Consider the following 24,634-nt stretch of genomic DNA (forward strand, 5'->3'; position numbering starts at 1 on the left):
GCGGAGGATCGTAAAGTGGGTATTGAAGTCAACTTCGAAGGCAAGATCGCGATGGTCACGGGGGCATCCAGCGGGCTGGGCGCGCGTTTCGCCAAGGCGCTGGCCGGCGCCGGCGCCCAGGTCGTGCTGGCGTCGCGCCGGCTCGACCGCCTGAAGGAGTTGCGCGCCGAGATCGAGGCCGACGGCGGCGCCGCCCATGTCGTCTCGCTCGACGTCACCGACCTGGCCAGCATCAAGGCCGCCATCGCCCACGCGGAGACGGAAGCGGGGCCGATCGACATCCTGGTCAACAATTCCGGGGTGCAAAACACCCAGCGCCTGCTCGACGTCAGCGAGGACGACTACGGCTACATCATGGACACCAACCTGCGCGGCGCCTTCTTCATGGCCCAGCAGACGGCCAAGCGCATGATCCAGCGCGCCAAGGGCGACCCGCGCAAGCAGCACCGCATCGTCAACATCGCCTCGGTGGCGGGCCTGCGCGTGCTGCCGCAGATCGGCGTCTATTGCATGAGCAAGGCCGGCGTGGTCCAGATGACCAAGGCGATGGCCGTCGAATGGGGCCGCTACGGCATCAACGTCAACGCCATCTGCCCCGGCTACATCGCCACCGAGATGAACGAGGATTATTTCGAGACCGAGCAGGGCAAGCGCCTGATCGACATGCTGCCGCGCCGCCGCACGGGCCGCCCGGAAGACCTGGACGGCCTGCTGCTGCTGCTCGCGGCCGAGGAAGCCCATTTCATCAATGGCGCCATCATCACGGCCGACGACGGCATGACGGCGCAGTGAGCGCGCAATGAGCGCATAATGAGCGATCCCGTCGTCGTCGTCCACGGCCTGTTCAACGCCTTCGCCCCGATCGCGCCGCAGCGCCTGCTGCCCGGCGTGGACGTGCGCATGCCCGACCTGGCCGGCTACGGGCGCTTGCGCAGCGTCGACGCAGGCATCGACCTGCCGTCGCAGGCGCGTGCCCTGGCCGATTTCCTGCGCGACGAGGTGGGGCGGCCGGCCTGGCTGCTCGGCCACAGCGTGGGTGGCGCGCTGGCGTGGCTGGTGGCGGACCTGGTACCGGAGCGGGTGCGCGGCATCGTCAACGTCGAGGGCAACTTCACGCTGAAGGATGCCTTCTGGTGCGGCCGCATCGCCGCGCTGCCGGAGGCCGAATGGGCGGCCGAATACGGCGCCATGGAAGACGCGCCCGGCGCCTGGCTCGAACGCATGGGCATCGAAGCGAGCGACGAACACGTCGCGTTCGCGCGCGAGATGCTCGCCAACCAGCCCTACACGACGCTGCAGCGGCTCGCGCAATCGGTGCTGGACGTGACGGGATCGCCGGACTACCTTGAACGGGTGCGGCGCGTGCTGCTGCGCGGTACGCCCCTGTGGCTGGTCGGCGGCGAACAGTCGGCGGCCGGCTGGGACATTCCCGAATGGGTGCTGGCTGCCGCGCGCGCCATCCACGTGCAGCCGAAGACGGGCCACATGATGATGCTGGAAGACCCGTCGGGCTTCTGCGCCATCGTCGCGCGGATCCTGGCCGAGGAGAACCCGGCCTGAACGATTTTTTCAACGAAGCATAGCAATCGAAGCGATTAACAATAATGAGCGACAAGAAACTGGTTCACACGATGCGTCAGGCCATCCGCTGGGGAGACATGGATGCGCTGGGACACGTCAACAACACCGTCTATTTCCGTTACATGGAAAGCGCCCGCATCGCCTTCCTGGAAGAAGCGCAGGGCAGCATCGATCCGAAAGGCGAGGGCCCCGTGATCGTCACCGCCTACTGCAATTTCATGAAGCAGCTGACCTATCCGGGCGACATCGAAGTGCGCACCTTCGCCGGCACGCCGGGCCGCTCCAGCGTCGAGATCACGCACGAGATGCGCCTCGTCGATGCCGAGGGCAACGCCGAGGTCGTGCATGCCGAGGGCGGCGCCAAGGTCGTATGGGTGAATTTCGCTGCAGAGAAGTCGGTGCCGCTGCCGGAAGAATTCAAGGCATTGCTGGCGGGCGGCTGAGCCGCGCGCGGCGCCATCGCAGGCGGGCCATGTGCCCGCCTTTTTCGTCGGCGCTCAGCGCGTCACGCCCACGAGCTTGTGCACGAGCTCGGACGAGGTCGATGCCGAGAACTTGCGCATCAGCTTGGCCCGGTGCATCTCCACCGTGCGCGGCGACAGGTCGGTCTCGCGGGCGATCACCTTGCTGGTCTTGCCTTCGACGAGCAGGGCGGCGATCTCCCGTTCGCGCGGCGTCAGCTCGGCCGTGACGGGGCGCTTTTCGCTGACGTCCTCGAAGGTCCAGACGCCGGCGCCCAAGGGCTGTTGCGGGTCGAGCGCGCGGCCCGTCACGTGGCACCAGAACAGTTCGCCATTACCCCGGCGCATGATGCGCTCGTCCGAGTAGCGGCCCTTCGTGTTCATGATGGGGATGATGCGGTCGCCCGTGCGCAGGAACTCGTCCATGGTGGGGTAGAGCACGGCGAAGGACTGGCCGTCCAGTTGCGCGCGCTCATAGCCGAACATCGCGGCGAGGGCATCGTTGCAGGATTGGATGACGCGGTCCACCGAGATGCACATGCCGACGGGCGCGTGCTGGAAGATCATCTCGTAGTCGATGGCGTATGATGCGTTCATCTGGTGCAAGGGTGTCTCCGCGGGCCTTGTTGCCGGTAGTTCTACGGTATTGTGCTTTGAAGGGGGCTATTTTATTCTGAGATTCTACTCTGCTGTACAGAAAGAGCTTCCAGCTTAACTATTAAAGGGACGGGTATGAACAAAGTGTATCCTGACGCGCGGTCCGCGCTCGAAGGCGTCGTCGCGGACGGCCAGACCATCGCCGTCGGCGGCTTCGGCCTGTGCGGCATTCCGGAGGCGCTGATCCTCGCGCTGCGCGATTCCGGCGTCAAGAACCTGACGGCCATTTCGAACAATGCCGGCGTCGACGACTTCGGCCTGGGCCAGTTGCTGACGACGCGCCAGATCAGGAAGATGATCGCGTCCTACGTGGGCGAGAACAAGGAATTCGCGCGCCAGTACCTGGCCGGCGAACTGGAGCTGGAATTCACGCCGCAGGGCACGCTGGCCGAGAAGCTGCGCGCCGGCGGCGCCGGCATCCCCGCCTTCTTCACCAAGACGGGCTACGGCACGATCGTCGCCGAAGGCAAGGAGACGCGCGAATTCGACGGCGAAATGTACGTGATGGAACGGGCACTGCTGCCGGACGTCTCGCTGGTCAAGGCCTATATGGCCGACCGCGCCGGCAACCTGGTGTTCCGCAAGACGGCGCGCAACTTCAACCCGAACGTGGCCACCGCCGGCAAGGTCTGCATCGTGGAAGTGGAAAAGCTGGTCGAGGTCGGCGAGATCGATCCGGACCAGGTGCACACCCCGAGCATCTTCGTGCACCGCATCGTTCACAACCCGACGCCGGAAAAGCGCATCGAGCAGCGCACCGTGCGCCAAGCATAAGACCAGGATCGGAGACAAACCATGGCATGGACTCGTGATGAAATGGCCGCGCGCGCGGCACGGGAGCTGCAGGACGGCTTCTACGTCAACCTGGGCATCGGCTTGCCGACCCTGGTGGCAAACTATGTACCCAGGGACATCGAAGTCTTCCTGCAATCGGAAAACGGCTTGCTGGGCATCGGCCCGTTCCCGACGGACGGCGAGGTCGATGCCGACCTGATCAACGCCGGCAAGCAGACCGTGACGGCGCTGCCGGGCGCCGCCTACTTCAGCTCGGCCGATTCCTTCGGCATGATCCGCGGCGGCAAGATCAACCTGGCGATCCTGGGCGCGATGCAGGTGTCGGAGCGGGGCGACCTGGCCAACTGGATGATCCCGGGCAAGATGGTCAAGGGCATGGGCGGCGCGATGGACCTCGTGGCGGGCGTCAAGCGCGTCGTCGTCGTGATGGAGCACGTGGCGACGGCCAAGGACGGCTCGACAAGCCACAAGATCCTCAAGAAGTGCGACCTGCCGCTGACGGGCGTGGGCGTGGTCGACCGCATCATCACGGACCTCGCCGTGATCGACGTGACCGACACGGGCCTGAAGCTCGTGGAGCTGGCACCGGGCGTCACGAAGGAAGAAGTGGTGCAGGCCACGTCCGCCGAGCTGGACGTGACGGGAGTCTGACGGCGCCGCAGCGATCCGGCCCGGCACACACGCGACGCGCGGCGCTTGCCGGCGTCGCGTTCTTGTTTGCGCGGTCCTCAATCGCTGGCCGTCGACGCTTCGGCGCGCAGGGTATCGAGGCGCTGCCGGATCGCGTCCTGGGTGGCGCGGTCGCCGTCGCCGGTCGGCAATTTGTCCAGGATGATGAGTTGGGCGCGCGTCAGCGCCTGTGCAGCGGGCACCGCCACATCGGGCTGGACGCCCGTGCCTTCCCAGTCCAGTCGCGTCACGGGATCCCGCGCCGTCGAGGCGGGCACCATCAGCGCGTAGTGCTCGTCGAGCCGCTTGATGCGCGACGGATGCGCGCCGCCGCGAGTCGTTTCGCCGACGATGATGGCGCGCTTGCGGTTCTTCAGTGCGAACGCCAGGCCTTCCGCCGCCGAGAACGTGGCTTTGCTGGTCAGGATGTAGACCTCCTTGTCCATCCCGTAGCGGTTCCCGGGAACGCCGGGAAACGTCCACTGTTGCTCGGTCACGTTGCCTTCACGCCGGTACAGGTCGCTCAAGTGGGTGGGTGCATCGAACAGGTAGCTGGCCATCAGGGGGAGCGCATCGGCCGCGCCGCCATCGTTCTCGCGCATGTCGAGGATCAGGGCGCGCGTATTGGCCAGCAGGGTCATTGCCGCGCCGATGGACGGCGCGGCATCGGCCGCCGGCGCGAAAAACCGCGTCTTGAGGTAGCCGATATTGCCCGGCAAGCACTCGACGCGCTCGATGCCATAGTTCCGTTCCCTCAGGTAGGCCTGCCGCCTGGCGATGTCGGCTGGCGCGGGCGTACCGGCACCGCCGGCCGGGGCGGGTCTCGCATCGTAGATCAGACGCAGGTGCGGGTCGCGGCTGACGTCCTGCATCAGCGTCGTGACCGCCTTGGCGAACGCTTCGTCGTCGAGGTTGGGGCCGAAGTCGGCACGGCGTAACGCCGGGCCCAGCCGGGCGGCCTGTCCGGCATCGATATAGGCGCGTTCCAGTTCCACCGCGACACGTTCGACGAGCGTCGCGCGTGTCGTGGACGCAGGGGCGGCATGCACCGCAGCAGCGGCGACGAGCGTCGCGTACAACATGAAGTAATGGCGCACGGATGATGTTCCTCGAATGTGGCGGTCAATGGCGTGGTGACGCCGTCCGTGGCGACGCCAGGGCGCCGCGGGCGGCCACCAGGGTGTCGCCTTACTTCAGCGTCCAGACGTACTGCACCTTGGTCCAGTCCTTGACCGGCTTGCCGTTCTTCGTCGCGGGGCGGAAGCGGCACTTGACCAGCGCCGTGCGCGCGGCCTCGTCCATGGTCGGGAAGCCGCTGGACTTGGCGACCTTCGAGTCGCCGACCTTGCCGTCCTGGTCGACGAGGAAGTTCAGGGTGACCGTGCCCTGGTGCCCGGCCTGGACGTCGGCATGCGGATACTCGGGCTTGGCGCAGCTGTCGAAGTCGAGCAGGGCGCGCTCGTTGCCCTTGGTGTCCGCTGCCGTGGCGCAGCCGGCGATGCCCAGCAGGCATGCCGCCAGCAGGGCGGCGCGGGATTGCATCGAGATCGTGCGTTGGTACATGGTCTTCTCCTGGTTGATGAGCACTCGGCTCGTTGTTGACGGACGTGACGATGCGCCGTGCGGCGGGCGCAACGGGGCCGGCGCGGTGCGCCGGGAACGACGGGGAAGCGGAACCGGCTAGCTGCCTAGCCGGGCGGTGTCACTCAAGGGTCCAGACATACTGCACCCTGGTCCATTCGGTGACGGGACGGCCCTGCTGGAGCGCCGGGTGGAAGCGGCATTTGCGCAGGGCGCCGTGCGCGGCCTCGTCCATCGAGGCGAAGCCGCTCGAGCGCTCGACGCGGGAATCGCCGACGATGCCGGTCTGGTCGACGAGGAAGGCCAGCGTGACGGTGCCCTGGTGGCCGGCGTCGATGTCGGCCTGCGGATAATCGGGCCGCGCGCAACTGCTGAAGTCGGCCAGCGCCTTGGTCGTCATCGAGCGCTGGTCCGCCAGCACGGCGTCGCGGCCGGCGAGCGCCTGGGCGCTGCCGGCGAAGGCGAGCGCCAGTCCCAGCACGGGGACGAGCGCGCGCCAGTCCAGCGACTGCGTGCTGGGACGCAGCAGGCGGCGGATGCGGGCCAGCAGGTCGCCGCCATTGGCGGCCTGGGCGAGGCCGGTGCCGGCGAACTGCAGGCGTTCGAGTTCGGACAGGGCCAGCGCCAGGCGGCGCGGATCGCCCAGGTGGCGCGCGGCGAAGTCGTCGGCGATCTGCTCGCGCTCGGTGCGGATCCGGCGCGAGATCCACCAGACGGCCGGGTGGTAGAACAGCAGGATCTCGACCACGTTCTGCAGCAGGTTCACGAGGTAGTCGTGGCGCTTGATGTGGCCGAGTTCGTGCGCCAGCAGCGCTTCCAGCAAGTGCGGCGGCATGCCGGCCACGAGCGAGGCGGGCACCAGCACGACGGGCCGCCACCACCCGGCCGTCACGGGACTGGCGAGCCGCTCGACCACGCGCAGGCGCACGTCGCGCCCGAGGCCACAACGCTCGGCCATGGCGGAGAGGCGTGCCTGCCACGCGGGATCGCCGCGCTCCTTGCGCACGGTGCGGCCGATCCACAGGAGGCCCGTCGCCGTGCGCAGGCACAATGCCGCCACGCACGCCGTCCACAGCGCCACGATCCAGCCCGTGTGCGCCTGCAGCCAGGCCAGCCAGTTGCCGGGCTCACTCGCCGGTACCGCCTGGAAGCCGATGCCGAAGAAGACGGCGCCGGCCTGGGCATCGTGCGGCCCCGCAAGGACGCTGACGAGGACCGCGGCGGGCCAGGCCAGGCACAGGGCCAGGCCGAGGCAGGCGACGGCATAGCGGGACTCGGGACGCGCATTGCGCAAGGCCACCAGCAGTTCCGCCGTGATGCAGGCGATGACGCAGCCTTGCCACAGGAAGTTCAACAGTACCCAGCCGAGCGCGGCAACCACCGCCTGGGCGCTCATCGGGCGTCTCCGTCCGCGTCTCCATCCTTCAGCAGCTTCTCGATTTCCTCCCTTTCCTTCCTGGAGATGCCGGTCTTGAGCGCGGCCAGCACCAGGGCCGTCGCGGAGCCCGAGAAGGCCCGCTGCATCAAGTCCTTCAGCAGGTTCGTCTGCAGCGATTCCTGGGCCTGGGCCGGTGCGTACACATGCGATCGTTCGCTCTCGTCGCGGATCAGCAAGCCCTTGCCGTGCATGATCTGCATCAGCCGCAACACGGTCGCGTAGGTGACGTCCGGACGCTCCTTGACGATCGCATCGTGGACCTGGCGGGCGGTGGCGGCGCCGAGCGGCCACAGGACCTGCAGCAGGTCGAGTTCCGCCGGGGTCGGCTTCGGTAGGGCAGGGGACTTGGCCATGGGAATTCCTCGCGACGGCAATGATGATTCGATAACCTAGACTAAACCGTCTAGATCGCTTTGTCTACACATTTATTTTTCGTGCGGCGGCTTGCCGCGGCGGACTGAAGCGGCCTAACATAGAAAACATTGTCTACACATGGAGCGCTCCGATGATCCTGCCGAACACCCGCCTCGCCGCATCCGCCTTTGCCGTCTCCCTCGCGCTGTCCGGCGCCGCCGTGGCCACCGCATCGGCGGCCGACCTGCCTGCCTACCCGTTCGTGCACGTGACGGGCAGCGCCTTCCAGGCCGCCTTGCCGGACATCGGCAGCCTCGACTTCGAGATCGTCGCCACCGATGCCGACCCGGCCGCGGCGCGCGCCGTGCTGGAAGCGCGCATGGGCGAGCTGCATGCGCTGATGCGGCAGGTGGGGCTGGACCCGGAAGACGCCCAGGCGCGCGAGGTGCGCCAGTCCGTGCGCAAGGGCGAGCAGGGGGCGGCGGGCGAGCCGCTGTACGAAATTCGCTGCGACGTGCACGTCAACGTCAGGAACCTCACCGTGTGGCCCGCGCTGGCCGGCGGCCTGCTCGGCAAGCCCAACCTGGACAGCTTCGCCGCGTCGTTCGGCCTGTCGACGATGGACCAGCTCAACGACGAGCTCGTCACCGAAGCCATCCGCGACGCGCGCCGCCGCGCCGACGTGATGGCGGCCGCGGCGGGACGCCGGGTCGGCGCCGTGATGGGCGCCACGCCGGACCAGCTGAAGAACCTGACGACGGCCATGGGCCTCGAGCGGGGCGACTTCCGCGAGACGGCGCGGCGCGCGGACGGCGGCCGCGCCAGCCAGACGGACCGCGAGCAGCTGCTGGTCATTCCCGCGCTGAGGCTGCGCCAGCCCGTGGACGTGGTGTTCCGGCTCGAGAACCTGCCGGCCGCGCGCGCCGCCAGAAAATAAGGCCAGGAGATAATGCTAGGAGACGAGCGCTGCCCGGGCCGGGCAAGCGCCGTTTGTCCGTGCACTCGCGCGGTTTCGCATGTCCAAGCAGGATAGCCGCCATGCCGACGATCCGTGGACACGCCAGCCCCGCCCCCAGAGGACGCCGCCGCCAGCCAAGCGGCAAGGCGCCGCTTCGTCCGCGCGTTGTGGGCCGTGATGCGCGCGTGGCGCTGGCGCATCCTCGCCTCCATCGGCCTGCTGCTGGTCGCCAAGGTCGCCACGGTGGCCGTGCCGCTGCTGCTCAAGCGCATCATCGACGCCTTTTCCCAGCCGACGCTACCAGCGCGCCTGCCGCTCTACCTGCTGGTCGGCTATGCCGTGCTGCGCTTCGCCGCGACGCTGTTCAACGAATGGCGCGACCTGCTGTTCGCGCGCGTCACGCTGAGCGCCGTGCAGGACTATGCGCGCCAGACGTTCGCCCACCTGTTCGCGCTGGGCCCGCGCTTCCACGCCCAGCGCCAGGTCGGCAGCCTGCTGCCGGACATCGACCGCGGCACGGGCGGCATCGCCTTCCTGCTCGGCGTGGGGCTGTTCACCATCGTGCCCACGCTGGTCGAGATCGGCCTCGTGCTGGCCGTCATGCTGCGCCGCTATCCGGGCGGCTTTGCCCTGATCATCCTCGCCACCTTCCTCCTGTATTGCGGCTTCACCCTCGTGTTCACGGCGCGCCGCGTGGTGTACCAGCGCCGCGTCAACAAGCTCGACGCGCGCGCCAAGGGGCAGCTGACGGACAGCCTGCTGAACCTGGATACGGTCAAGTATTTCACCAATGAAGCGGTGGAGCTGGACAAGTTTTCGAGGATCATGGCCCAGTGGCAAGAGGCAGGACTCGGCAACCAGCGCGCCCTGTTCATCCTGCACGTCGGCCAGAGCTTCGTCATCGGGATCGGCGTGGCGGCGATCATGGTGCTGGCGGGCATGGCCGTGCTGGAACGGCGCCTCAGCGTGGGCGACCTGGTGCTGATCAATGCCTATGCGCTGCAGGTCTGCCTGCCGCTGAATGCGCTGGGCTTCGTCTACCGCGAATCGCGCGACGCCTGGGTGAACGCCGAGCGCCTGTTCGCGCTGCTGCGCGTGCCGCCCGACATGCCCGACGCCGAGCGCCTGCCGCCGCTGCGGGTCCAGGCGGGGGAAGTCGTGTTCGAGGACGTGCGCTTCGGCTACGAACCGGGCCGGCCCGTGCTCGACGGGGTCAGCCTGCGCATCGCGCCGGGGACGACGCTGGCCGTCGTGGGCAGGAGCGGATCGGGCAAGTCGACGCTGGCGCGCCTGCTGCTGCGCTTCTACGATCCGGACGACGGACGCATCCTCGTGGACGGCCAGGACATCCGCCTGCACAGCCCGTCCAGCGTGCGCCGCGCAATCGGCGTCGTGCCGCAGGATGCTCCCCTGTTCAACGACAGCGTCGGCAACAATATCGCCTATGCGCGGCCCGGGGCGGATGCGGCGGCGGTCGAGGCCGCGGCACGCGCTGCCCAGCTGCACGACACCATCGCCGCGTTGCCGGAAGGCTATGCCAGCCCGGCGGGCGAGCGCGGGGTGAATTTTTCCGGCGGTGAGCGCCAGCGCATCGGCATCGCGCGCGCCATCCTGAAGGACCCGGCGATCCTGATCTTCGACGAGGCGACGTCGGCGCTCGATTCGGTGTCGGAACACGCGATCGTCGAGGAGCTGGAACGGCTGGCGAAGAACCGCACCACGCTCGTCATCGCGCACCGCCTGTCGACCATCGTGAACGCGGACCGCATCGTCGTCATGGAGCGGGGCCGTGTCGCCGAGCAGGGCACGCATGCGGAACTCCTGCGTGCCAAGGGGATGTACGCGCGGCTGTGGCTGCTGCAGCAACGCATGGACCGCGACCGGGACTAGGATGCCGCGCGGCGCCGGTGCGCCAATGAAAAACGCCGGGACGAGCCCGGCGTTTTTCCTGGGTGGTGCGAACTTATGCCGCTTCGCGCACCGGACGCGGATCGACTTCCGGCGTCGGGTCGTTGGCCGGATTGTCCGGGGTCGGGTGCTTCAGCTCGGCGGTCAGGCGATCCTTGTCCAGTTCGCCTTCCCACTTCGACACGACGATGGTCGCGACGCCGTTGCCGATGATGTTGGTCAGGGCGCGGCATTCGCTCATGAACTTGTCGATGCCCAGGATCAGCGCCATGCCGGCCACCGGAATCGTCGGGACGACGGCCAGGGTCGCGGCCAGCGTGATGAAGCCGGCGCCGGTGATGCCCGATGCGCCCTTCGAGGTCAGCATCGCCACCAGCAGGATGGTCAGTTCCTGGGTCAGGGTCAGGTCGGTGTTGGTTGCCTGGGCAACGAACAGCGCGGCCATCGTCATGTAGATATTGGTGCCGTCCAGGTTGAACGAGTAGCCGGTCGGGACCACCAGGCCGACGACCGATTTCGGGCAGCCCAGTTTTTCCAGCTTGCGCATGATGGCCGGCAGTGCGCTTTCCGACGAGCTGGTACCCAGCACGATCAGCAGTTCTTCGCGGATGTAGGACAGGAAGCGGAAGATCGAGAAGCCCGTCATCTTGGCGATGGTGCCCAGCACGATGACGACGAACAGCGCGCAGGTCAGGTAGAACGAACCGACCAGCGAAGCCAGCGGGATCAGCGACTTGACGCCGTATTTGCCGATGGTGAAGGCCATGGCACCGAAGGCGCCGATCGGGGCGGCCTTCATGACGATGTTCACGACGCCGAAGATGGCGTGCGACAGCTCTTCGATCAGGCGGGCGACGGGGCGGCCGCGCTCACCCAGCATCGACAGCGAGAAGCCGAACAGCAGCGCGACCAGAAGCACCTGCAGGATCTCGCCCTTGGCGAACGCGTCCACGAAGGTGGTCGGGATGATGTTCAGCAGGAAGTCGATGGTCGACAGCGACTTGGTCTTGTCCGTGTACTGGGCAATCGCGTGGGTGTCCAGCGTGGCCGGGTCGACGTTGAAGCCGGCGCCCGGCTTGACCAGGTTGGCGACGATCAGGCCGATCGCCAGCGCGAAGGTGGACACGATCTCGAAGTAGAGCAGGGCCTTGCCGCCGACGCGGCCGACCTTCTTCATGTCCTGCATGCCGGCGATACCGGCGACGACCGTACAGAAAATCACGGGCGCGATGATCATCTTGATAAGCTTGATGAAGCCGTCTCCCAAAGGCTTCATCTTTTCGCCGAGTGCAGGGTCGAAGATACCGAGGAGGACGCCGACGATAATGGCGAACAGCACCTGGATATACAAGACTTTATAGAATGGTTTTTTCATGACTGGGGTCATACGCGATTGATAACACGGTCATCATCACAAAAAATATCTGCCGCAGCTATTGTGGAAAACCGCAGGCTTTGTGTTGATATCAGGATATCCGTTCAACATATAACGAAAGAAGTTGCTGCGTAGAATCATTGCTGCCTGCGGTGAATAACGCCTCCTTTCATGACGAAACCCACCTTGCGCAGCGCGCCAATGTCCGCCGTCGGATCGCCGTCGACGGCGACGAGGTCGGCGAGGTTGCCGTTGCGGATGGCGCCCAGCTCCGGCTTGGCCAGGATGCCGGCCGCGACGACGGTGGCGGCCCGCAGCGCATCCGTCGGGCTCATGCCCAGGCGCACCATCCATTCCAGTTCGCGTTCGTTGGTGCCGTGGGTGAAGACGCCGACGTCGCTGCCGTTACCGATCGTGACGCCCAGCTTGCGCGCCAGCTGGAAGGCGCGTGCCGCCTGCTGCATCGCCGGGGTCGGGGCGCCGCCGCGCTGGTGCTTCTGGAAGTATTCGCCGATCGCTTCCGGCGCCGTCAGCGTCGGCACATAGGCGGTATGGCGTTCCAGCATCAGCCTGAAGGTGGCCTCGCTGGCGCCGTAGCCGTGTTCGATGGAATCGACGCCGGCCAGCACGGCCAGGCGAATCGCGTCGTCGCTGCTGGCATGGGCCGCCACCTTGCGGCCGCTGACGTGGGCCGCGGCCACGATCGCCTTCATTTCCTCCAGCGTGAACGTGGGGCGGGTGCTGCCGTCGACGCCGGTGCGGTAGTCGGCATAGAACTTGATCCAGTCGGCGCCATGCGACGCCTGCTCGCGCACGGCCTTCGTGACCTCGTCGACGCCCGTCGCCTGCTGGGCGCCGTAGGGAATGTCCATGTCGGGGCGGTAGCTGCGCTCGGCCGGGCCGTAGCTGGCCGTGGCGACGATGGCACGGGTGGCGACGAGCAGGCGCGGGCCCGGGACCTGGCCTTCGTCGATGGCGCGCTTGATGCCGACGTCGGCATAGTCGGCGCCCTCGGTGCCCAGGTCGCGCAGCGTCGTGAAACCGGCCTGCAGCGTGTCGGCCGCGTGGCGCACGGCCAGGGCGATGCGGTAGGCGGGCGCTTCCTTGATCACCTGGTCGTCCCAGGTGGTCTCGTTATAGGGGTGCAGCAGCACGTGCGAGTGCAGGTCGATCAGGCCGGGGATCAGGGTCTTGCCCGGCAGGTCGACGCGCTCGGCGTCGGCCGGGACCGCCATGCCGGATGCCGGGCCGACGGCCTGGATGCGGCCCTGGGCGACCAGCACGCTCCAGCCCTGGTGCGCGGCGCCGTGCCCGGTCCAGACGCGCTCGGCGCTGATCAGTACGGGGCGGGCCGGCGTGGCCGCATCGGCGGCATAGGCCGCGGTGCCGAAGAGGGTGAGGGTGGCGAGTGCGAGTGAGCTGGCCCAGGTCCGCATGCTTGTCTTCCTTATCGTTATGGAGGCGCAATCATAGCGAAGAATGATCTATGATGGACGAGTATCCTTTCCTTACGAAACCGTGATGAAAACGACGCGCGCGATGCTGATATGCCTGTCCATGCTGTCCCTGCATGCCGCTGCGCAGGAGCCTGTGCGCCTTATGCAGCAGATGGCGGGCGTCTACAAGGAACGCTTTAGCAGCGGCATCATCGTGCCCGGCAAGCCGGACGAACCGTACCAGGCTGAGAACATCGTCGAAATCGTGCCGTTCGACGCCGACCACGCGTACGTCCGCGCCCATCTCGATTTCTACAATGGCCACACCTGCGGCATCTCGGGCATGGCGCGCTACGAAGGTGGCGAATTCGTCTACCACGACCCGGATCCGCCGCTCCCGGGGCGTGCGCCGTGCGCATTGAAGGTGGGGGTATCACATGGCAGGTTGAAGCTGACCGACCGAGCCACGCCAGATGCCGAGTCGAGCTGTTCCTTCCATTGCGGCGTGCGTGGCAGTCTGACCTACGATATCGGCATGGACAAGAAGCGGCCGATCCGCTACCTGAAGCGTCTCAAGGCCTCGCGCCAGTACAGGCTGGCCATCGAGGAACTGGGCAAGACGGAGTCTGGCCGGACGCCTTGACTGTCGTTACTCCATGTCCTGCATGGATTGCCGGATGCCTTCCTCGACGTCGGCAAGGAAGGCGCCGCCCCGTGCCGACAGCGCGATGTTCGGCACGGCCAGCTCGACCAGGCAGGCGAGCGCCTGGCGGAACCATTCCATGTCGGTACCCATCAGCGGCAGCGCGTGCGCGTCGATCAGGTAGTGGACGGCGCGTGTCAGCAGGGCCGTGTCGCGGCCGCCGTTCGCGACCATCAGGGCGAAGTCGGCGGCTTCGCGCTCGAACCGGGACGCGAGCGTCTCGAGGATGTCGCGCGACACCTCCGGCTGGCCCGCCGCCAGGACGACGTGGGCCAGTTCGATGCAGGCCTCGTGCAGGCCGCGGACTTCGATGGGATCTTCGTTCATGGGCGCCATTGTAGACGAGGCGGCGCCATTGCAGCGCCAGCGGCGACTACTGGGCGACCCAGCCGCCGTCCATGTTCCAGGCGGCGCCGCGCACCTGGTTGGCGGCCGGGCTGCAGAAGAACACGGCCAGCGCGCCCAGTTCTTCCGGAGTGACGAATTCGCCGGACGGCTGTTTTTCCAGCAGCAGGTCCTTCTTGGCCTGCTCGCCGCTGATGCCTTCGCGCGCGGCGCGGTCGTCGACCTGCTTCTGCACCAGCGGGGTCAGCACCCAGCCCGGGCAGATGGCGTTGGCGGTGACGCCCGTCGTCGCCGTTTCCAGCGCCGTCGACTTGGTCAGGCCCACCAGGCCGTGCTTGGCCGCCACGTAGGCCGATTTCTGGGCCGACGCCACCAGGCCGTGGGCCGAGGCCAGGTTGATGATGCGGCCCCAGTTCTTCTGCTTCATGTAGGGCAGGGCGAGGCGGCTCGTGTGGAAGGCCGAGGTCAGGTTGATGGCGATGATGGCATCCCACTTCTCGACGGGGAAGTCCTCGACGTTGGCCACGTACTGGATGCCGGCATTGTTGACGAGGACGTCGACGCCGCCGAATTTATCGCTTGCAAAGCGCATCATCGCCTCGATCTGGTCGGGCTTGGACATGTCGGCGTTGTGATAGGCCGTGCGGACGCCGAACTCCTGGCCGATGTCGGTGTACAGCTTCTCGATCTGCTGGGCGTCGCCGAAGCCGTTGAACACGATGTTCGCGCCCTGTTCGGCGAGCGCGCGGGCGATGCCCAGGCCGATACCGGACGTCGAGCCGGTAACGAGCGCTGTCTTGCCGCTTAACATGGTGGATTGCATGACATCTCCTTCGATGGACAGGTTGAACGGTGCGCCAGGCTGGAGCGCCTGGGCCTTTATTGGCCAGACTTGGTAGAATTCTAATCGTATCGCCGTTTAAAATGTTGGCGGCGCGTCTAGACGGAAGACCAGGACATGAGCGAAGCGAGGCTGAAGTCCGTGCAGTGCAGTTCGCCGGCCGGCCTGCACCGCATGGCATACAAGGAGTGGGGCGACCCGGCCAACCCGCGCGTGCTCGTGTGCGTGCACGGGGTGACGCGCGTCGCCGACGACTTCGACGCGCTGGCAGCCGCCTTGTCGGATCGCTATCGCGTCGTGTGCCCGGACGTTGCCGGACGCGGCCGCTCCGAGCGCCTGCGCGACGCCGCCGACTATGCCGTGCCCCAGTACGTCGCCGACATGGTCACGCTGATCGCCCGCGTGACGCAGGGCAGCGCGGACGGCGCGGATGGCGATGAGGGCGTGCACTGGTTCGGCACCTCGATGGGCGGCCTGGTCGGCATGATCCTCGCCTCGTTCGCGGACAGCCCCGTCAAGCGCCTGGTGCTGAACGACATCGGCCCCGTGCTGGACCCGGCCGCGCTGGCGCGCATCGGCGAGTACATCGGCCAGGACCTGCGCTTCGCCAGCTACGAGGCGGGCGCCGCCTACGTGCGCACCGTGTCGGGCGCGTTCGGCCCGCACAGCGATGCCGAGTGGGACAAGCTGGCGCGCGACGTGCTGGTGCGGCTGCCCGACGGGCAGTGGACGCGCCACTACGACCCGAAGCTGGCCGCCCCGTTCGCCGCGCTCACGGCGCAGCAGGCGCGTGCGGACGAGGCGCGCCTGTGGCAGGCGTTCGATGCGATCCGCTGCCCGACGCTGCTGGTGCGGGGCGCGTTGTCCGACCTGCTGTCGCGCGCCACGGCCGAGGAAATGACGCGGCGCGGGCCGCGGCCGCGGCTGGTCGAGATCGCGGGCGTCGGCCATGCGCCGACCTTCGTGCAGCCGGAGCAGATCGCGATCGCACGGGAATTCCTGACCGGCTGAAGGCCGGCACCGATTGTTCGTCCGGCCATGGCCGGACCCGTTTTTTACTGATGAAAGAGCGTATGGAAATCAAACGACTGCACGTAGGCAAGCGCCTGTCCGAAACCGCCATCCACAACGGCACCGTGTACCTGGCCGGCCAGATCGCCGAGGACACGAGCCAGGACATCGTGGGCCAGACCCGCGAGGTGCTGGGCCACGTCGACCGCCTGCTGCAGGAAGCGGGCAGCGACAAGACGCGCATCCTGTCGGCCCAGATCTACATCGCCACCATGGCCGACTTTCCCGGCATGAACAGCGTGTGGGACGAATGGGTCGCCCAGGGCCATACGCCGCCGCGCGCGACCGTGGAGGCGAAGCTGGCCAATCCGGCCTGCCTGGTCGAAGTCGTCATCGTCGCGGCCCAGGCCTAAGACCGGCGCATGGTTTCGACAGCAGCGCTCGGCGACGCCACCACCCAGCTCGTGCACGGCCTCGGGCCGGACGATTGCGCGCGCGTGCAGGCCGCCCTCGACTTCGCGCTGGCCGGCTACGGCGAGCGCCTGGCCACGTCCGGCCAGTCCGCCGGCGAGTTCTCGGTCGGCGTGGCCGGCACGCTGGCCATGCTGCGCAGCGATGCCGAGACGCGTATCGCCGGCCTGCTGTTCGAGCTGTGCATCATGCAGCCGCAGCTGGCCGAGCAGATCGAGGAACGCTTCGGCAAGGAAGTCGCGGACATGGTGCGCGGCGTGCACCAGCTGATCCGCCTGCGCGACCTGACGGCCGCCCCGGTGCCCGTCGGCCGCGGCAAGAACGCGGCCCAGGAAGCGCTGGCCCAGATCGAGACACTGCGCAAGATGCTGCTGGCGATGGCCAGCGACATGCGCGTGGTGCTGGTGCGCCTGGCGTCCTGCGTGACGACGCTGCGCTACTTTGCGGAAAAGAAGCGCTTCGACGAGGTCACCAGCAACTACGGCCGCGAAGTGCTGGACCTGTATGCGCCGCTGGCGAACCGCCTCGGCATCTTCCAGCTGAAGTGGGAGCTGGAAGACCTGGCCTTCCGCATGATCGAGCCGGAGAACTACAAGCGCATCGCCAAGATGCTCGAAGAGAAGCGCATGCTGCGCGAGAGCTTCGTGGCCTCGTCGATCGAGCGCCTGCAGAAGGAACTGGCGGCGGCCGGCATCAAGGCCGAGGTCAGCGGCCGGCCCAAGCACATCTACAGCATCTGGAAGAAGATGCGCGGCAAGGACCTCGACTTCACCGAGCTGTACGACGTGCGCGCGTTCCGCGTCATCGTCGCCGACGTCAAGACCTGCTACACGGTGCTGGGCGTCGTGCACAATATCTGGACGCCGATCCCGAAGGAATTCGACGACTACATCTCGCGTCCCAAGCCGAACGGCTACCAGTCCCTGCACACGGTCGTGAACGCCGACGACGGCCGCCCCCTCGAGGTCCAGATCCGCACCCAGGAAATGCACGGCTTCGCCGAGTACGGCGTGGCGGCGCACTGGCGCTACAAGGAAGAGGGCGGCTCCAACTTCAAGAGCCAGCAGTACGACGAGAAGATCGCCTGGCTGCGCCAGCTGCTGGCGTGGAAGAGCGAGGTCGCCGATGCCGTCACGGGCGCGGGCGACGAGGAACTGCAGCGCGAGTGGGTCGAGAAGCTGAAGTCGACGACGCTGGACGACCGCATCTTCGTGCTCACGCCGCAGGCCCGCGTGCTGGAGCTGCCCGTGGGCGCGACGCCGATCGACTTCGCCTACCACCTGCACAGCGAGGTCGGGCACCGCTGCCGCGGCGCCAAGGTCGACGGCATCATGGTGCCGCTGAACACGCCGCTGAAGAACGGCCAGACCTGCGAGATCATCACCGCCAAGGGGGCGCCCGGCAGCGCCGGCCCGTCGCGCGACTGGCTGGGCAACGACTACACGGTGAGCAGCCGCACGCGCACCAAGATCCGCGCCTGGTTCCACGCCCAGGAACTGGCCGAGACGCTCGCCAACGGGCGCGCGCTGGTGGAAAAGACGCTGCAGCGCGAGGGCAAGACGGCCGTCAACCTCGACGCGCTCGGGAACAAGCTGGGCTTCGCCAAGGTCGACGACCTGTTCATCGCCGTCGGCAAGGACAAGTTCAGCCTGCGCCACGTGGAAGCGGCGCTGCACGAACCCGTGGCCGCGCCGGAGCTGCAGGACGTCGACGTCGTCAACAAGAGCCGCGCCTCGAGCGTGGAGCAGGGCGCCAAGTCGGGCGTGCTGGTGGTGGGCACCGAGGGTCTCATGACGCAGCTGGCACGGTGCTGCAAGCCGGCGCCGCCGGACCCGATCGTCGGCTTCGTCACGCGCGGCAAGGGCGTCTCGATCCACCGCGCCAGCTGCAAGAACTTCGCCGAGATGGCGGCCAAGGCGCCCGAGCGCGTGCTCGATACGGACTGGGGCCGCGCCGGATCGGATACCGTCTACCCGATCGACATCTTCATCCTCGCCCAGGACCGCCAGGGCCTGCTGCGCGACATCTCCGAAGTGCTCACGCGCGAGAAGATCAACGTGATCGGCGTGAACACGCAAAGCGCCAAGGGCCAGGCGCGCATGGTGTTCACGGCCGAGATCGGGGCCACCGGCCAGTTGCAGAAGGCGATCGCCGCCATCGGCGAGGTCCAGGGCGTGATCGAAGCCAAACGTACGTGATGCGTCGCCGGTGCGTTGCATCCACGTAGGGTGGGCACCACGTGCCCACCCAACGCCACTGCACCGTCGCCCCAGCCCAACCGTATCGCAGCGACAATAGTATTGACTGTATCATCTCACCATGCCGCTCTCATCGCTCCTGTACATGAAGCCCTCCCGCTGGGGCGTCCACGCCGCGCGCTACCTGCGCAGCTGGTGGAACATGCTGCACCTGGGCGCGGTGGCCCTCGTGATGGCGCTGTCGCCGTCGACATGGAACCGCGCCAACCGCCTGGCGACCTAGCGCCACATCTACGCCAGCGCCTGGCAGGTGCTGCCCTGGTTCACGCTGCTCACGGCCCTGGTAAGCCTCGTCATCATCCGCATCGTGCTGGTGACGGCGCAGAGCTACGGGCTGTCGCGCTTCGCGCTGGAGATGGTGGTGCGCGTGCTGGTGCTGGAACTGATTCCCCTGTCGGCGGCGCTGTTCGCGGCGCTGCGCTCCAGCATGGCCTTCGACGCGGCCGCGCTGGGCCTGGCCAGGAGCGGCGTTCCCGTCGATGCCGCCGCCGGCGAAGCGCTGCAGCGCCTGCGCCGCGACCTCGTGCCCCAGCTGCTGGCCAATGCCTTTTCCGTGCTCAGCCTGGCCATGGCGAGCAGCGTCGTCGTCCTCGTGCTGGCCTACCTGAACGTGTACGGGCTGTCGCCGTGGGGGCTGGGCGACTATACGCGCACGGTCGGACGGGTGTTCGATCCGACCGTCACCGTGGGCTTCGTGTGCAAGACCGTGCTGTTCGGCCTGGCCGTGGCCGTGATCCCCAGCGCGGCGATCCTCGAGTCGCTGCGCCACGGCTGGCGCCAGCGCTCCAACGTGCAGCCGGGCGCGCTGCGCCTGTTGTTCGTGCTGCTGCTCATCGAAGCCAGTTCGCTGGCACTGAAATACGTCTGATTGAACAAGTAAACGAACAAGTAAAGGACCACGCATGGCGGAACCGCTCCCGGACGAACCGAAACACGTCGAGACCAAGGCCCTGATCCTGCTGGTCGTCATCGGCGCCCTGATCGTCGCCTTCTTCCTGTACGTGATGTACGCGCGCGGCGTGTTCCAGGAGACCCAGCGCCTGACCCTCGTCGCCGACGATTCCGAGGGCGTCATCCCCGGCATGGACATGACCTTCGCGGGCTTTCCGATCGGCCGCGTGCGCCAGGTCGACCTGGGCGCGGACGGCAAGGTCAACATCCTGGTCGACATCGCCCGCGACGATGCGAAATGGCTGCGTACCACGAGCGTGTTCACGCTCGAGCGCAGCATCGTCGGCGAGACCCGGCTGCGCGCCTACAGCGGCATCCTGACCGATCCGCCGCTGCCCGACAAGTCGCAGCGTCCCGTGCTGCGCGGCGACGCCACGGCCGAGATCCCGCGCCTGCTGGGCACGGCGCGCACGCTGCTGGAAAACCTGGAGGCGCTGACCCGTTCCGATTCCGCCATCGGCAACACGCTGAACAACGTCGAGACGCTGACCGGAAAGCTCAACGGCCGCTATGGCGTGCTGGGCACGGCGCTGGGCGGCGACGCCGAGGCGCAGCAGCTGCTGCAGACGCTGCGCCGGGTCGACACGATCCTCGCCAAGGCCGACCGCCGCGTGTTCGGCAAGGACGGCGTGATGGACGACACCCAGGCCGCGCTGCAGCAACTGAACGGCGTGCTGAAGGATGCACGCACGACGCTGCAGAAGGTCGACGCGGTGCTGGTCGAAGCCCAGGCCATCGGCGCCAATACCCGCACCGCCACCGAGGACCTGGGCCGCCTGCGCGGCGAGGTCGACGCCAGCCTGCGCAAGGTGAACCGCCTCGTCGACGAGATCGACCGCAAGTGGCCGTTCAAGCGCGATACGGAGATCAAGCTGCCATGAACAGGACCTTCCTGACGATCCTCGCCGCCGCCGTCCTGGCCGGCTGCGCCAGCAAGCCCCAGCCGCCCGCCTGGCAGCAGGATGCCCACGGCGCGCTGGAAGGCTTTACCGATGCCTGGCTGCACGGCGACAGCGCGGCCGCCGAGGCCGACTTCGCCCGCGCCCGGCGCGCGGCGGCCGACACGGGCCGTTTCGACCAGGTGGCGCAGGTTGAGCTCGTGCGCTGCGCCGCGCACGTCGCGGCGCTCGACTATGCCTGCCCGGGCTTCGCCGCGCTGGCGTCCGATGCGACGGCCGCGCAGCGCGCCTACGCCGCCTATCTCGACGGCCGCTGGAGCGGCCTGGACGCGGCCAGCCTGCCCGCGCAGCACCGCCCCGTCGTCGCCGGCGCCGGCATCGCGGGCGTGGCCGATCCGCTGGGGCTCCTCGTGGCCGCCGGCGCGCTGCTGAAGGCGGGCAGGCTGACCCCGGCCGACATCGGCGCCGCCGTCGAGACGGCATCGAACCAGGGCTGGCGCCGGCCGCTGCTGGCCTGGCTCGGCGTGCAGGAACGGCGCGCGCAGGACGCCGGCGACACGGCGGCGGCGGCGGCCGTGCGGCGGCGCATTGAGCTCGTCGGGCAGGACCGTTAGCAGGCGTCAACGGCTGGCCGTAGGGCAGGGGGCAGCGCGGGAATCCGCTGCTAGCATGGCTTGCTGGCGCCGCATCGTGCGGTGCCGACATCGTCAGGAGCCTTCCATGAACACCTACAACATCAAGAACATCACCCTGCTGGCCGCCGCCGCGCTGCCGCTCCTGCTTGGCGCCGCATCGCCGGCCGCTGCCCAGAACGCCGCCGCCAAGCCCACCGTCGTGCTGGTGCACGGCGCCTTCGCCGATTCGTCGAGCTGGGACGGCGTCACCGCCAAGCTGCAGGCCGACGGCTACCGCGTGATCGGCGCGGCCAACCCGCTGCGCAGCGTCAAGGGCGACGCCGAGTTCGTGGCGTCCGTGCTCAAGAGCGTGGGCGGTCCCGTCGTGCTGGTGGGGCACTCCTACGGCGGCTCCGTCATCACGGCCGCGGCGAACGGCCAGGCCAACGTGAAGGCCCTCGTCTACGTGTCGGCGTTCGCGCCGGACAAGGGCGAGAGCGCGCTCGACCTGAGCAACAAGTTCCCGGGCAGCACGCTGGGACCGGCGCTGGCCAAGCCGGTGCCGCTGGCGGGCGGAGGCACCGACCTGTACATCGACCAGCAGAAATTCCCGGCGCAGTTCGCCGCCGACGTGCCCCACGCCAAGGCCGTGCTGATGGCCGCCGGCCAGCGCCCGGTGACGGATGCGGCCCTGAAGGAAGCCTCGGGCGAGCCGGCATGGAAGAAGATCCCGTCGTGGTCGATCTACGGCAAGCAGGACAAGAACATCCCGCCGGCGGCGATGGCGTTCATGGCCGAGCGCGCGAAATCGCGCCACACCGTCACCGTCGACGGCGCCTCGCACGTGGTGATGGTGTCGCACCCGGCCGAGGTGGCGAAGCTGATCGAGGAAGCGGCGACGGCCAAGTAAGTTCGCTGACCGGGCCGGCCATGCAGGCCGGTCGGTGAGGCGTCAGCCCTGCTGCCGGCGTTTCGCGTCGAGCAGGGCGTCGATGGGAATGCCGGCATCGCGCGCGATCTCGGCGATGCGCGCCTGGGCCCCTTGCAGTTCCTGGCGCCGGCGTGCCTTGATGGCCTGCTCGACGTCGAACAGCAGGCCTTTCAGTTCGCCCAGGGTATAGTCGGAGAGGTCGAATGCCGCCATGGTGCTCCTTCTTCGTATCCGTATCGGGTCGATGACCCTAGCTTACATCGTCGTGCCGAGCGAGGGTGGGCGGGTGGATCCCATGCGCAGCGCCGGCGGCAGGCGGTTGTGGATATGGGTGGCGGCCCTTGCGGCCTGGCCCGTCGCGACGGCGATCTGGTTCAGGCCGACCGTGACGTCCCCGATCGCGTACAGGCCCGGCACCGAGGTCGCGCCGTGCACGTCGACGACGATTTCCTCGCACTGCGCCGTCTCGGCGCCCAGCTTCGCCGCCAGGCCGGAGCGGGCATTCTCTCCCAGCATCGGATAGAACACGTCGGCGCCGTGTTCCTGCCCGTCTTCCGTGTGCAGCACGGGCTTCATCGACGCGTCCAGCGTCACCGACAGCAGCGGCGAATCGACCAGGCGCACGCCGGCGGCGGCCAGGCGGCGGCGGTCGTCGTCCGTCAGCGACGTGGGCGACATGCGTTCGAACAGCGTGACCTCGGCGCTGAAGGTGCGCATGAACAGCGCATGGCCGACGGGATTCACTTCCGACGTCGCCACGGCGATGTGCTTGTCCATCACGTCGAAGCCGTCGCACACGGGGCACAGCCGCACGGAGCCGAAGGCGATCGCCTCGCGCCACATTTCGATGGGCAGTCCCGCGTCGGCCACGCCGGTGGCCAGCAGCACCGTGTGGGCGCGGATCTCGCAGCGCGCGTCGTCCGGTGCGCCCTCCGGCAAGCAGTCGGCGACGAACACGCCGTTCTCGATGCGCAGGTCGAGGATCTCGCCGTGCGTTATCGTTCCGCCGTAGCGTTCCAGCTGGGCCGTCAGGTTGCCCAGCAGCGTGGTGCCGGGCACGCCGTCGGGAAAGCCGGGGTAGTTGTGGGAGACGGGGATCAGACGCAGGCGGCTGTTGCCCTTGTCGACGAGGGCGACGTCGCGGGTGAAGCGGCGCAGGTAGATCGCGGCGGTCAGGCCGCCGGGACCGCCGCCGACGACCAGCACATCATGGACATGTGAGTCATGCACATGTGAGTCATGCACATGTGAGTCATGCACATGTGAGTCAGGGGCGTGGGAGTGTGTGGACATGCACCGATTATCCGCAGCAGTCCGGCGGCCGGGCTATCGGCGTGCGCGCCGCAGGCGGGTCGGAGCGGGCTTACACAAGTCCTTTTGCGCGCAGCGGCGGCGCCTCGATGGCGGTGTTTCAGTGGTTGTGTATTTCCGGCTGCAGCGTCACGTGGTCGATGCCATGCTTTTCGCGCAGCACGGCCTTGGCCGCTTCCAGCACGGCAGGCCAGGCCCCCAGGTCCGCGACCTGCACATGGCCGATCAGGGCCGGCTCGCCCGGCGACATGTCCCAGACGTGCAGGTCGTGCACGGAAGACACGCCCGGCACGGCCGCCAGGTCGGTGCCGACCTGCACGTAGTCGATGTGGTGCGGCACGCCTTCCATCAGGAAGTGGTAGGACTCGCGCAGGATGCCCACGGTCGAGCGCAGGATCAGCAGCGACACGAAGATCGACAGGATCGGGTCGATGCGCACCCAGCCCGTGAAGTGGATGATGGCGCCGGCGGCGATCGCGGCGGCCGAGCCGAGCAGGTCGCCCAGCACGTTGACGAGGGCGGCGCGGGTATTGATGCTCTGCTCGTCGCGCGACAGCACCCAGGCGACCACGATATTGATGCCGCCGCCGATCGCGGCAACGACGAACACGACGCCGCCCTGCACGTGCTCCGGGTGCACGAGGCGCTGCGCCGCCTCGTAGACGATCCAGGCCACCAGCAGGAGCATGGCCAGGCTGTTGACGAAGGCGGCCAAGGCCTCGGCGCGCACGAAGCCGAACGAATGGCGCGCCGACGGCGGCCGCTTGGCGATCAGCTGGGCCAGCAGCGCCAGGCCGAGGGCGGCCGCATCGGTGACCATGTGGCCGGCGTCCGAGATCAGCGCCAGCGAATTCGACATGACGCCGGTGACCGCCTCGATCAGCGCGAACAGCAGCGTCAGGCCCAGCGCCAGCCCCATCGCCTTCTGGCTGCGCCCTTCGATGGTATGGCCGTGGCGGGCATCGCCGTCGAGGTGGGCGTGAAAGTCGGCGGAGGAGGCGGAATGGTCGGACATGGCGGTGCGAAGAGTGGGGCAGGCGGGCAGTATACGTGCTTCCGGTGGCCCCGTGGTGGCCACCATTTGTC

28 protein-coding genes are annotated in these 24,634 nt (G+C 67.9%); 16 read left to right on the forward strand and 12 right to left on the reverse strand.

Annotated elements, in window-relative coordinates; translation table 11 throughout:
- Positions 1-15 precede the first annotated feature (15 nt).
- From ACI1V7_RS05040 to ACI1V7_RS05050, 3 genes are read left to right on the forward strand one after another with little or no spacing between them, the layout of a single operon-like run.
- Complete coding sequence (locus ACI1V7_RS05040; protein WP_404530650.1) at positions 16-792, forward strand: SDR family oxidoreductase; 777 nt, start codon at positions 16-18, stop codon at positions 790-792.
- Between the two features lie 18 nt (positions 793-810).
- Positions 811-1,560 (forward strand): alpha/beta fold hydrolase, encoded by a 750-nt coding sequence (locus tag ACI1V7_RS05045; protein ID WP_404530651.1) that lies wholly within the window; start codon positions 811-813, stop codon positions 1,558-1,560.
- A gap of 44 nt (positions 1,561-1,604) precedes the next feature.
- On the forward strand, positions 1,605-2,024 hold the full coding sequence (locus ACI1V7_RS05050) for an acyl-CoA thioesterase (RefSeq protein WP_404530652.1): 420 nt from the start codon (positions 1,605-1,607) through the stop codon (positions 2,022-2,024).
- Positions 2,025-2,078: 54 nt separating this feature from the next.
- Here ACI1V7_RS05050 and ACI1V7_RS05055 read toward each other — a convergent pair whose 3' ends face one another.
- Complete coding sequence (locus tag ACI1V7_RS05055; protein ID WP_404530653.1) at positions 2,079-2,639, reverse strand: LuxR C-terminal-related transcriptional regulator; 561 nt, start codon at positions 2,637-2,639, stop codon at positions 2,079-2,081.
- 135 nt (positions 2,640-2,774) lie between these two features.
- On the opposite strand from ACI1V7_RS05055, the gene ACI1V7_RS05060 reads away from it, so the two are divergent.
- Both ACI1V7_RS05060 and ACI1V7_RS05065 read left to right on the forward strand, forming a co-directional pair.
- Positions 2,775-3,473: a CoA transferase subunit A gene (locus tag ACI1V7_RS05060; protein ID WP_404530654.1), complete on the forward strand. Its 699-nt coding sequence runs from the start codon at positions 2,775-2,777 to the stop codon at positions 3,471-3,473.
- 21 nt (positions 3,474-3,494) lie between these two features.
- Positions 3,495-4,145: a 3-oxoacid CoA-transferase subunit B gene (locus ACI1V7_RS05065; protein ID WP_404530655.1), complete on the forward strand. Its 651-nt coding sequence runs from the start codon at positions 3,495-3,497 to the stop codon at positions 4,143-4,145.
- Between the two features lie 77 nt (positions 4,146-4,222).
- Here ACI1V7_RS05065 and ACI1V7_RS05070 read toward each other — a convergent pair whose 3' ends face one another.
- The 4 genes from ACI1V7_RS05070 to ACI1V7_RS05085 form a co-directional block, all read right to left on the reverse strand.
- On the reverse strand, positions 4,223-5,260 hold the full coding sequence (locus ACI1V7_RS05070; RefSeq protein WP_404530656.1) for a S41 family peptidase: 1,038 nt from the start codon (positions 5,258-5,260) through the stop codon (positions 4,223-4,225).
- A 91-nt stretch (positions 5,261-5,351) separates the two neighbouring features.
- Positions 5,352-5,726 carry an energy transducer TonB gene (locus tag ACI1V7_RS05075; RefSeq protein WP_404530657.1) on the reverse strand — a complete coding sequence of 125 codons (375 nt, stop codon included), beginning with the start codon at positions 5,724-5,726 and terminating at the stop codon, positions 5,352-5,354.
- Positions 5,727-5,865: 139 nt separating this feature from the next.
- Positions 5,866-7,140, reverse strand: a complete 1,275-nt coding sequence (locus ACI1V7_RS05080; protein WP_404530658.1) for a M56 family metallopeptidase — start codon at positions 7,138-7,140, stop codon at positions 5,866-5,868.
- Positions 7,137-7,535, reverse strand: a complete 399-nt coding sequence (locus tag ACI1V7_RS05085; RefSeq protein WP_404530659.1) for a BlaI/MecI/CopY family transcriptional regulator — start codon at positions 7,533-7,535, stop codon at positions 7,137-7,139. The genes ACI1V7_RS05080 and ACI1V7_RS05085 overlap by 4 nt, the downstream gene beginning before the upstream one ends.
- A 152-nt stretch (positions 7,536-7,687) precedes the next feature.
- On the opposite strand from ACI1V7_RS05085, the gene ACI1V7_RS05090 reads away from it, so the two are divergent.
- Together ACI1V7_RS05090 and ACI1V7_RS05095 are read left to right on the forward strand one after the other, a co-directional pair.
- Positions 7,688-8,473 carry an SIMPL domain-containing protein gene (locus ACI1V7_RS05090; protein ID WP_404530660.1) on the forward strand — a complete coding sequence of 262 codons (786 nt, stop codon included), beginning with the start codon at positions 7,688-7,690 and terminating at the stop codon, positions 8,471-8,473.
- 114 nt (positions 8,474-8,587) lie between these two features.
- Positions 8,588-10,384: an ABCB family ABC transporter ATP-binding protein/permease gene (locus tag ACI1V7_RS05095; RefSeq protein WP_404530661.1), complete on the forward strand. Its 1,797-nt coding sequence runs from the start codon at positions 8,588-8,590 to the stop codon at positions 10,382-10,384.
- Positions 10,385-10,457: 73 nt separating this feature from the next.
- Here the strand turns inward: ACI1V7_RS05095 and ACI1V7_RS05100 are convergent, their stop codons facing one another.
- Both ACI1V7_RS05100 and ACI1V7_RS05105 read right to left on the reverse strand, forming a co-directional pair.
- Positions 10,458-11,777, reverse strand: coding sequence for a dicarboxylate/amino acid:cation symporter (locus tag ACI1V7_RS05100; protein ID WP_404530662.1), 1,320 nt, complete (start codon positions 11,775-11,777; stop codon positions 10,458-10,460).
- Between the two features lie 137 nt (positions 11,778-11,914).
- Positions 11,915-13,213, reverse strand: a complete 1,299-nt coding sequence (locus tag ACI1V7_RS05105; RefSeq protein WP_404530663.1) for a metal-dependent hydrolase family protein — start codon at positions 13,211-13,213, stop codon at positions 11,915-11,917.
- A gap of 85 nt (positions 13,214-13,298) precedes the next feature.
- Between ACI1V7_RS05105 and ACI1V7_RS05110 the strand changes: the two genes are divergently transcribed.
- Entirely contained in the window at positions 13,299-13,856 is a 558-nt protein-coding gene (locus ACI1V7_RS05110) for a hypothetical protein (RefSeq protein WP_404530664.1), read from the forward strand.
- A 6-nt stretch (positions 13,857-13,862) separates the two neighbouring features.
- Here the strand turns inward: ACI1V7_RS05110 and ACI1V7_RS05115 are convergent, their stop codons facing one another.
- Together ACI1V7_RS05115 and ACI1V7_RS05120 are read right to left on the reverse strand one after the other, a co-directional pair.
- Positions 13,863-14,243, reverse strand: a complete 381-nt coding sequence (locus tag ACI1V7_RS05115; RefSeq protein ID WP_404530665.1) for a hypothetical protein — start codon at positions 14,241-14,243, stop codon at positions 13,863-13,865.
- Positions 14,244-14,289: 46 nt separating this feature from the next.
- The gene (locus tag ACI1V7_RS05120; protein WP_404530666.1) at positions 14,290-15,084 is read right to left on the reverse strand and encodes a 3-hydroxybutyrate dehydrogenase; all 795 of its coding nucleotides are present in this window, start codon (positions 15,082-15,084) and stop codon (positions 14,290-14,292) included.
- A 135-nt stretch (positions 15,085-15,219) separates the two neighbouring features.
- Here ACI1V7_RS05120 and ACI1V7_RS05125 point away from each other — a divergent pair, with 135 nt between their 5' ends.
- The 8 genes from ACI1V7_RS05125 (at position 15,220) to ACI1V7_RS05160 (ending at position 22,216) form a co-directional block, all read left to right on the forward strand.
- Positions 15,220-16,113 (forward strand): alpha/beta fold hydrolase, encoded by an 894-nt coding sequence (locus ACI1V7_RS05125; protein ID WP_404530667.1) that lies wholly within the window; start codon positions 15,220-15,222, stop codon positions 16,111-16,113.
- 62 nt (positions 16,114-16,175) lie between these two features.
- The gene (locus ACI1V7_RS05130; protein WP_404530668.1) at positions 16,176-16,526 is read left to right on the forward strand and encodes a RidA family protein; all 351 of its coding nucleotides are present in this window, start codon (positions 16,176-16,178) and stop codon (positions 16,524-16,526) included.
- 9 nt (positions 16,527-16,535) lie between these two features.
- Positions 16,536-18,782: a RelA/SpoT family protein gene (locus ACI1V7_RS05135; protein ID WP_404530669.1), complete on the forward strand. Its 2,247-nt coding sequence runs from the start codon at positions 16,536-16,538 to the stop codon at positions 18,780-18,782.
- 145 nt (positions 18,783-18,927) lie between these two features.
- Positions 18,928-19,065, forward strand: a complete 138-nt coding sequence (locus tag ACI1V7_RS05140; RefSeq protein WP_404530670.1) for a hypothetical protein — start codon at positions 18,928-18,930, stop codon at positions 19,063-19,065.
- A gap of 6 nt (positions 19,066-19,071) precedes the next feature.
- Complete coding sequence (locus ACI1V7_RS05145) at positions 19,072-19,710, forward strand: MlaE family ABC transporter permease (protein WP_404531545.1); 639 nt, start codon at positions 19,072-19,074, stop codon at positions 19,708-19,710.
- Between the two features lie 34 nt (positions 19,711-19,744).
- Positions 19,745-20,674 (forward strand): MlaD family protein, encoded by a 930-nt coding sequence (locus ACI1V7_RS05150; RefSeq protein ID WP_404530671.1) that lies wholly within the window; start codon positions 19,745-19,747, stop codon positions 20,672-20,674.
- Entirely contained in the window at positions 20,671-21,306 is a 636-nt protein-coding gene (locus tag ACI1V7_RS05155; protein WP_404530672.1) for a lipoprotein, read from the forward strand. The genes ACI1V7_RS05150 and ACI1V7_RS05155 overlap by 4 nt, the downstream gene beginning before the upstream one ends.
- A 106-nt stretch (positions 21,307-21,412) precedes the next feature.
- Positions 21,413-22,216 carry an alpha/beta fold hydrolase gene (locus ACI1V7_RS05160; RefSeq protein WP_404530673.1) on the forward strand — a complete coding sequence of 268 codons (804 nt, stop codon included), beginning with the start codon at positions 21,413-21,415 and terminating at the stop codon, positions 22,214-22,216.
- A 42-nt stretch (positions 22,217-22,258) separates the two neighbouring features.
- Here the strand turns inward: ACI1V7_RS05160 and ACI1V7_RS05165 are convergent, their stop codons facing one another.
- The 3 genes from ACI1V7_RS05165 to ACI1V7_RS05175 form a co-directional block, all read right to left on the reverse strand.
- Positions 22,259-22,450, reverse strand: a complete 192-nt coding sequence (locus ACI1V7_RS05165) for a hypothetical protein (protein WP_404530674.1) — start codon at positions 22,448-22,450, stop codon at positions 22,259-22,261.
- 42 nt (positions 22,451-22,492) lie between these two features.
- Entirely contained in the window at positions 22,493-23,467 is a 975-nt protein-coding gene (locus ACI1V7_RS05170) for an NAD(P)/FAD-dependent oxidoreductase (protein ID WP_404530675.1), read from the reverse strand.
- Positions 23,468-23,648: 181 nt separating this feature from the next.
- Positions 23,649-24,563 (reverse strand): cation diffusion facilitator family transporter, encoded by a 915-nt coding sequence (locus ACI1V7_RS05175; protein ID WP_404530676.1) that lies wholly within the window; start codon positions 24,561-24,563, stop codon positions 23,649-23,651.
- Between the last annotated feature and the right edge of the window lie 71 nt (positions 24,564-24,634).

It is taken from the genome of Massilia paldalensis, from assembly GCF_044901715.1.
In the GTDB taxonomy this organism is placed as follows: Bacteria; Pseudomonadota; Gammaproteobacteria; order Burkholderiales; family Burkholderiaceae_D; genus Telluria; species Telluria paldalensis.

Excerpts from the sequence above, each read along its gene's own strand:
- ACI1V7_RS05045 (WP_404530651.1), top strand. The coding sequence starts at position 811 with ATGAGCGATCCCGTCGTCGTCGTCCACGGCCTGTTCAACGCCTTCGCC.
- ACI1V7_RS05050 (WP_404530652.1), top strand. The coding sequence starts at position 1,605 with ATGAGCGACAAGAAACTGGTTCACACGATGCGTCAGGCCATCCGCTGG.
- ACI1V7_RS05055 (WP_404530653.1), bottom strand. The coding sequence starts at position 2,639 with ATGAACGCATCATACGCCATCGACTACGAGATGATCTTCCAGCACGCG.
- ACI1V7_RS05060 (WP_404530654.1), top strand. The coding sequence starts at position 2,775 with ATGAACAAAGTGTATCCTGACGCGCGGTCCGCGCTCGAAGGCGTCGTC.
- ACI1V7_RS05065 (WP_404530655.1), top strand. The coding sequence starts at position 3,495 with ATGGCATGGACTCGTGATGAAATGGCCGCGCGCGCGGCACGGGAGCTG.
- ACI1V7_RS05075 (WP_404530657.1), bottom strand. The coding sequence starts at position 5,726 with ATGTACCAACGCACGATCTCGATGCAATCCCGCGCCGCCCTGCTGGCG.
- ACI1V7_RS05080 (WP_404530658.1), bottom strand. The coding sequence starts at position 7,140 with ATGAGCGCCCAGGCGGTGGTTGCCGCGCTCGGCTGGGTACTGTTGAAC.
- ACI1V7_RS05085 (WP_404530659.1), bottom strand. The coding sequence starts at position 7,535 with ATGGCCAAGTCCCCTGCCCTACCGAAGCCGACCCCGGCGGAACTCGAC.
- ACI1V7_RS05090 (WP_404530660.1), top strand. The coding sequence starts at position 7,688 with ATGATCCTGCCGAACACCCGCCTCGCCGCATCCGCCTTTGCCGTCTCC.
- ACI1V7_RS05100 (WP_404530662.1), bottom strand. The coding sequence starts at position 11,777 with ATGAAAAAACCATTCTATAAAGTCTTGTATATCCAGGTGCTGTTCGCC.
- ACI1V7_RS05105 (WP_404530663.1), bottom strand. The coding sequence starts at position 13,213 with ATGCGGACCTGGGCCAGCTCACTCGCACTCGCCACCCTCACCCTCTTC.
- ACI1V7_RS05110 (WP_404530664.1), top strand. The coding sequence starts at position 13,299 with ATGAAAACGACGCGCGCGATGCTGATATGCCTGTCCATGCTGTCCCTG.
- ACI1V7_RS05115 (WP_404530665.1), bottom strand. The coding sequence starts at position 14,243 with ATGAACGAAGATCCCATCGAAGTCCGCGGCCTGCACGAGGCCTGCATC.
- ACI1V7_RS05120 (WP_404530666.1), bottom strand. The coding sequence starts at position 15,084 with ATGCAATCCACCATGTTAAGCGGCAAGACAGCGCTCGTTACCGGCTCG.
- ACI1V7_RS05125 (WP_404530667.1), top strand. The coding sequence starts at position 15,220 with ATGAGCGAAGCGAGGCTGAAGTCCGTGCAGTGCAGTTCGCCGGCCGGC.
- ACI1V7_RS05130 (WP_404530668.1), top strand. The coding sequence starts at position 16,176 with ATGGAAATCAAACGACTGCACGTAGGCAAGCGCCTGTCCGAAACCGCC.
- ACI1V7_RS05135 (WP_404530669.1), top strand. The coding sequence starts at position 16,536 with ATGGTTTCGACAGCAGCGCTCGGCGACGCCACCACCCAGCTCGTGCAC.
- ACI1V7_RS05140 (WP_404530670.1), top strand. The coding sequence starts at position 18,928 with ATGAAGCCCTCCCGCTGGGGCGTCCACGCCGCGCGCTACCTGCGCAGC.
- ACI1V7_RS05150 (WP_404530671.1), top strand. The coding sequence starts at position 19,745 with ATGGCGGAACCGCTCCCGGACGAACCGAAACACGTCGAGACCAAGGCC.
- ACI1V7_RS05155 (WP_404530672.1), top strand. The coding sequence starts at position 20,671 with ATGAACAGGACCTTCCTGACGATCCTCGCCGCCGCCGTCCTGGCCGGC.
- ACI1V7_RS05160 (WP_404530673.1), top strand. The coding sequence starts at position 21,413 with ATGAACACCTACAACATCAAGAACATCACCCTGCTGGCCGCCGCCGCG.
- ACI1V7_RS05165 (WP_404530674.1), bottom strand. The coding sequence starts at position 22,450 with ATGGCGGCATTCGACCTCTCCGACTATACCCTGGGCGAACTGAAAGGC.
- ACI1V7_RS05175 (WP_404530676.1), bottom strand. The coding sequence starts at position 24,563 with ATGTCCGACCATTCCGCCTCCTCCGCCGACTTTCACGCCCACCTCGAC.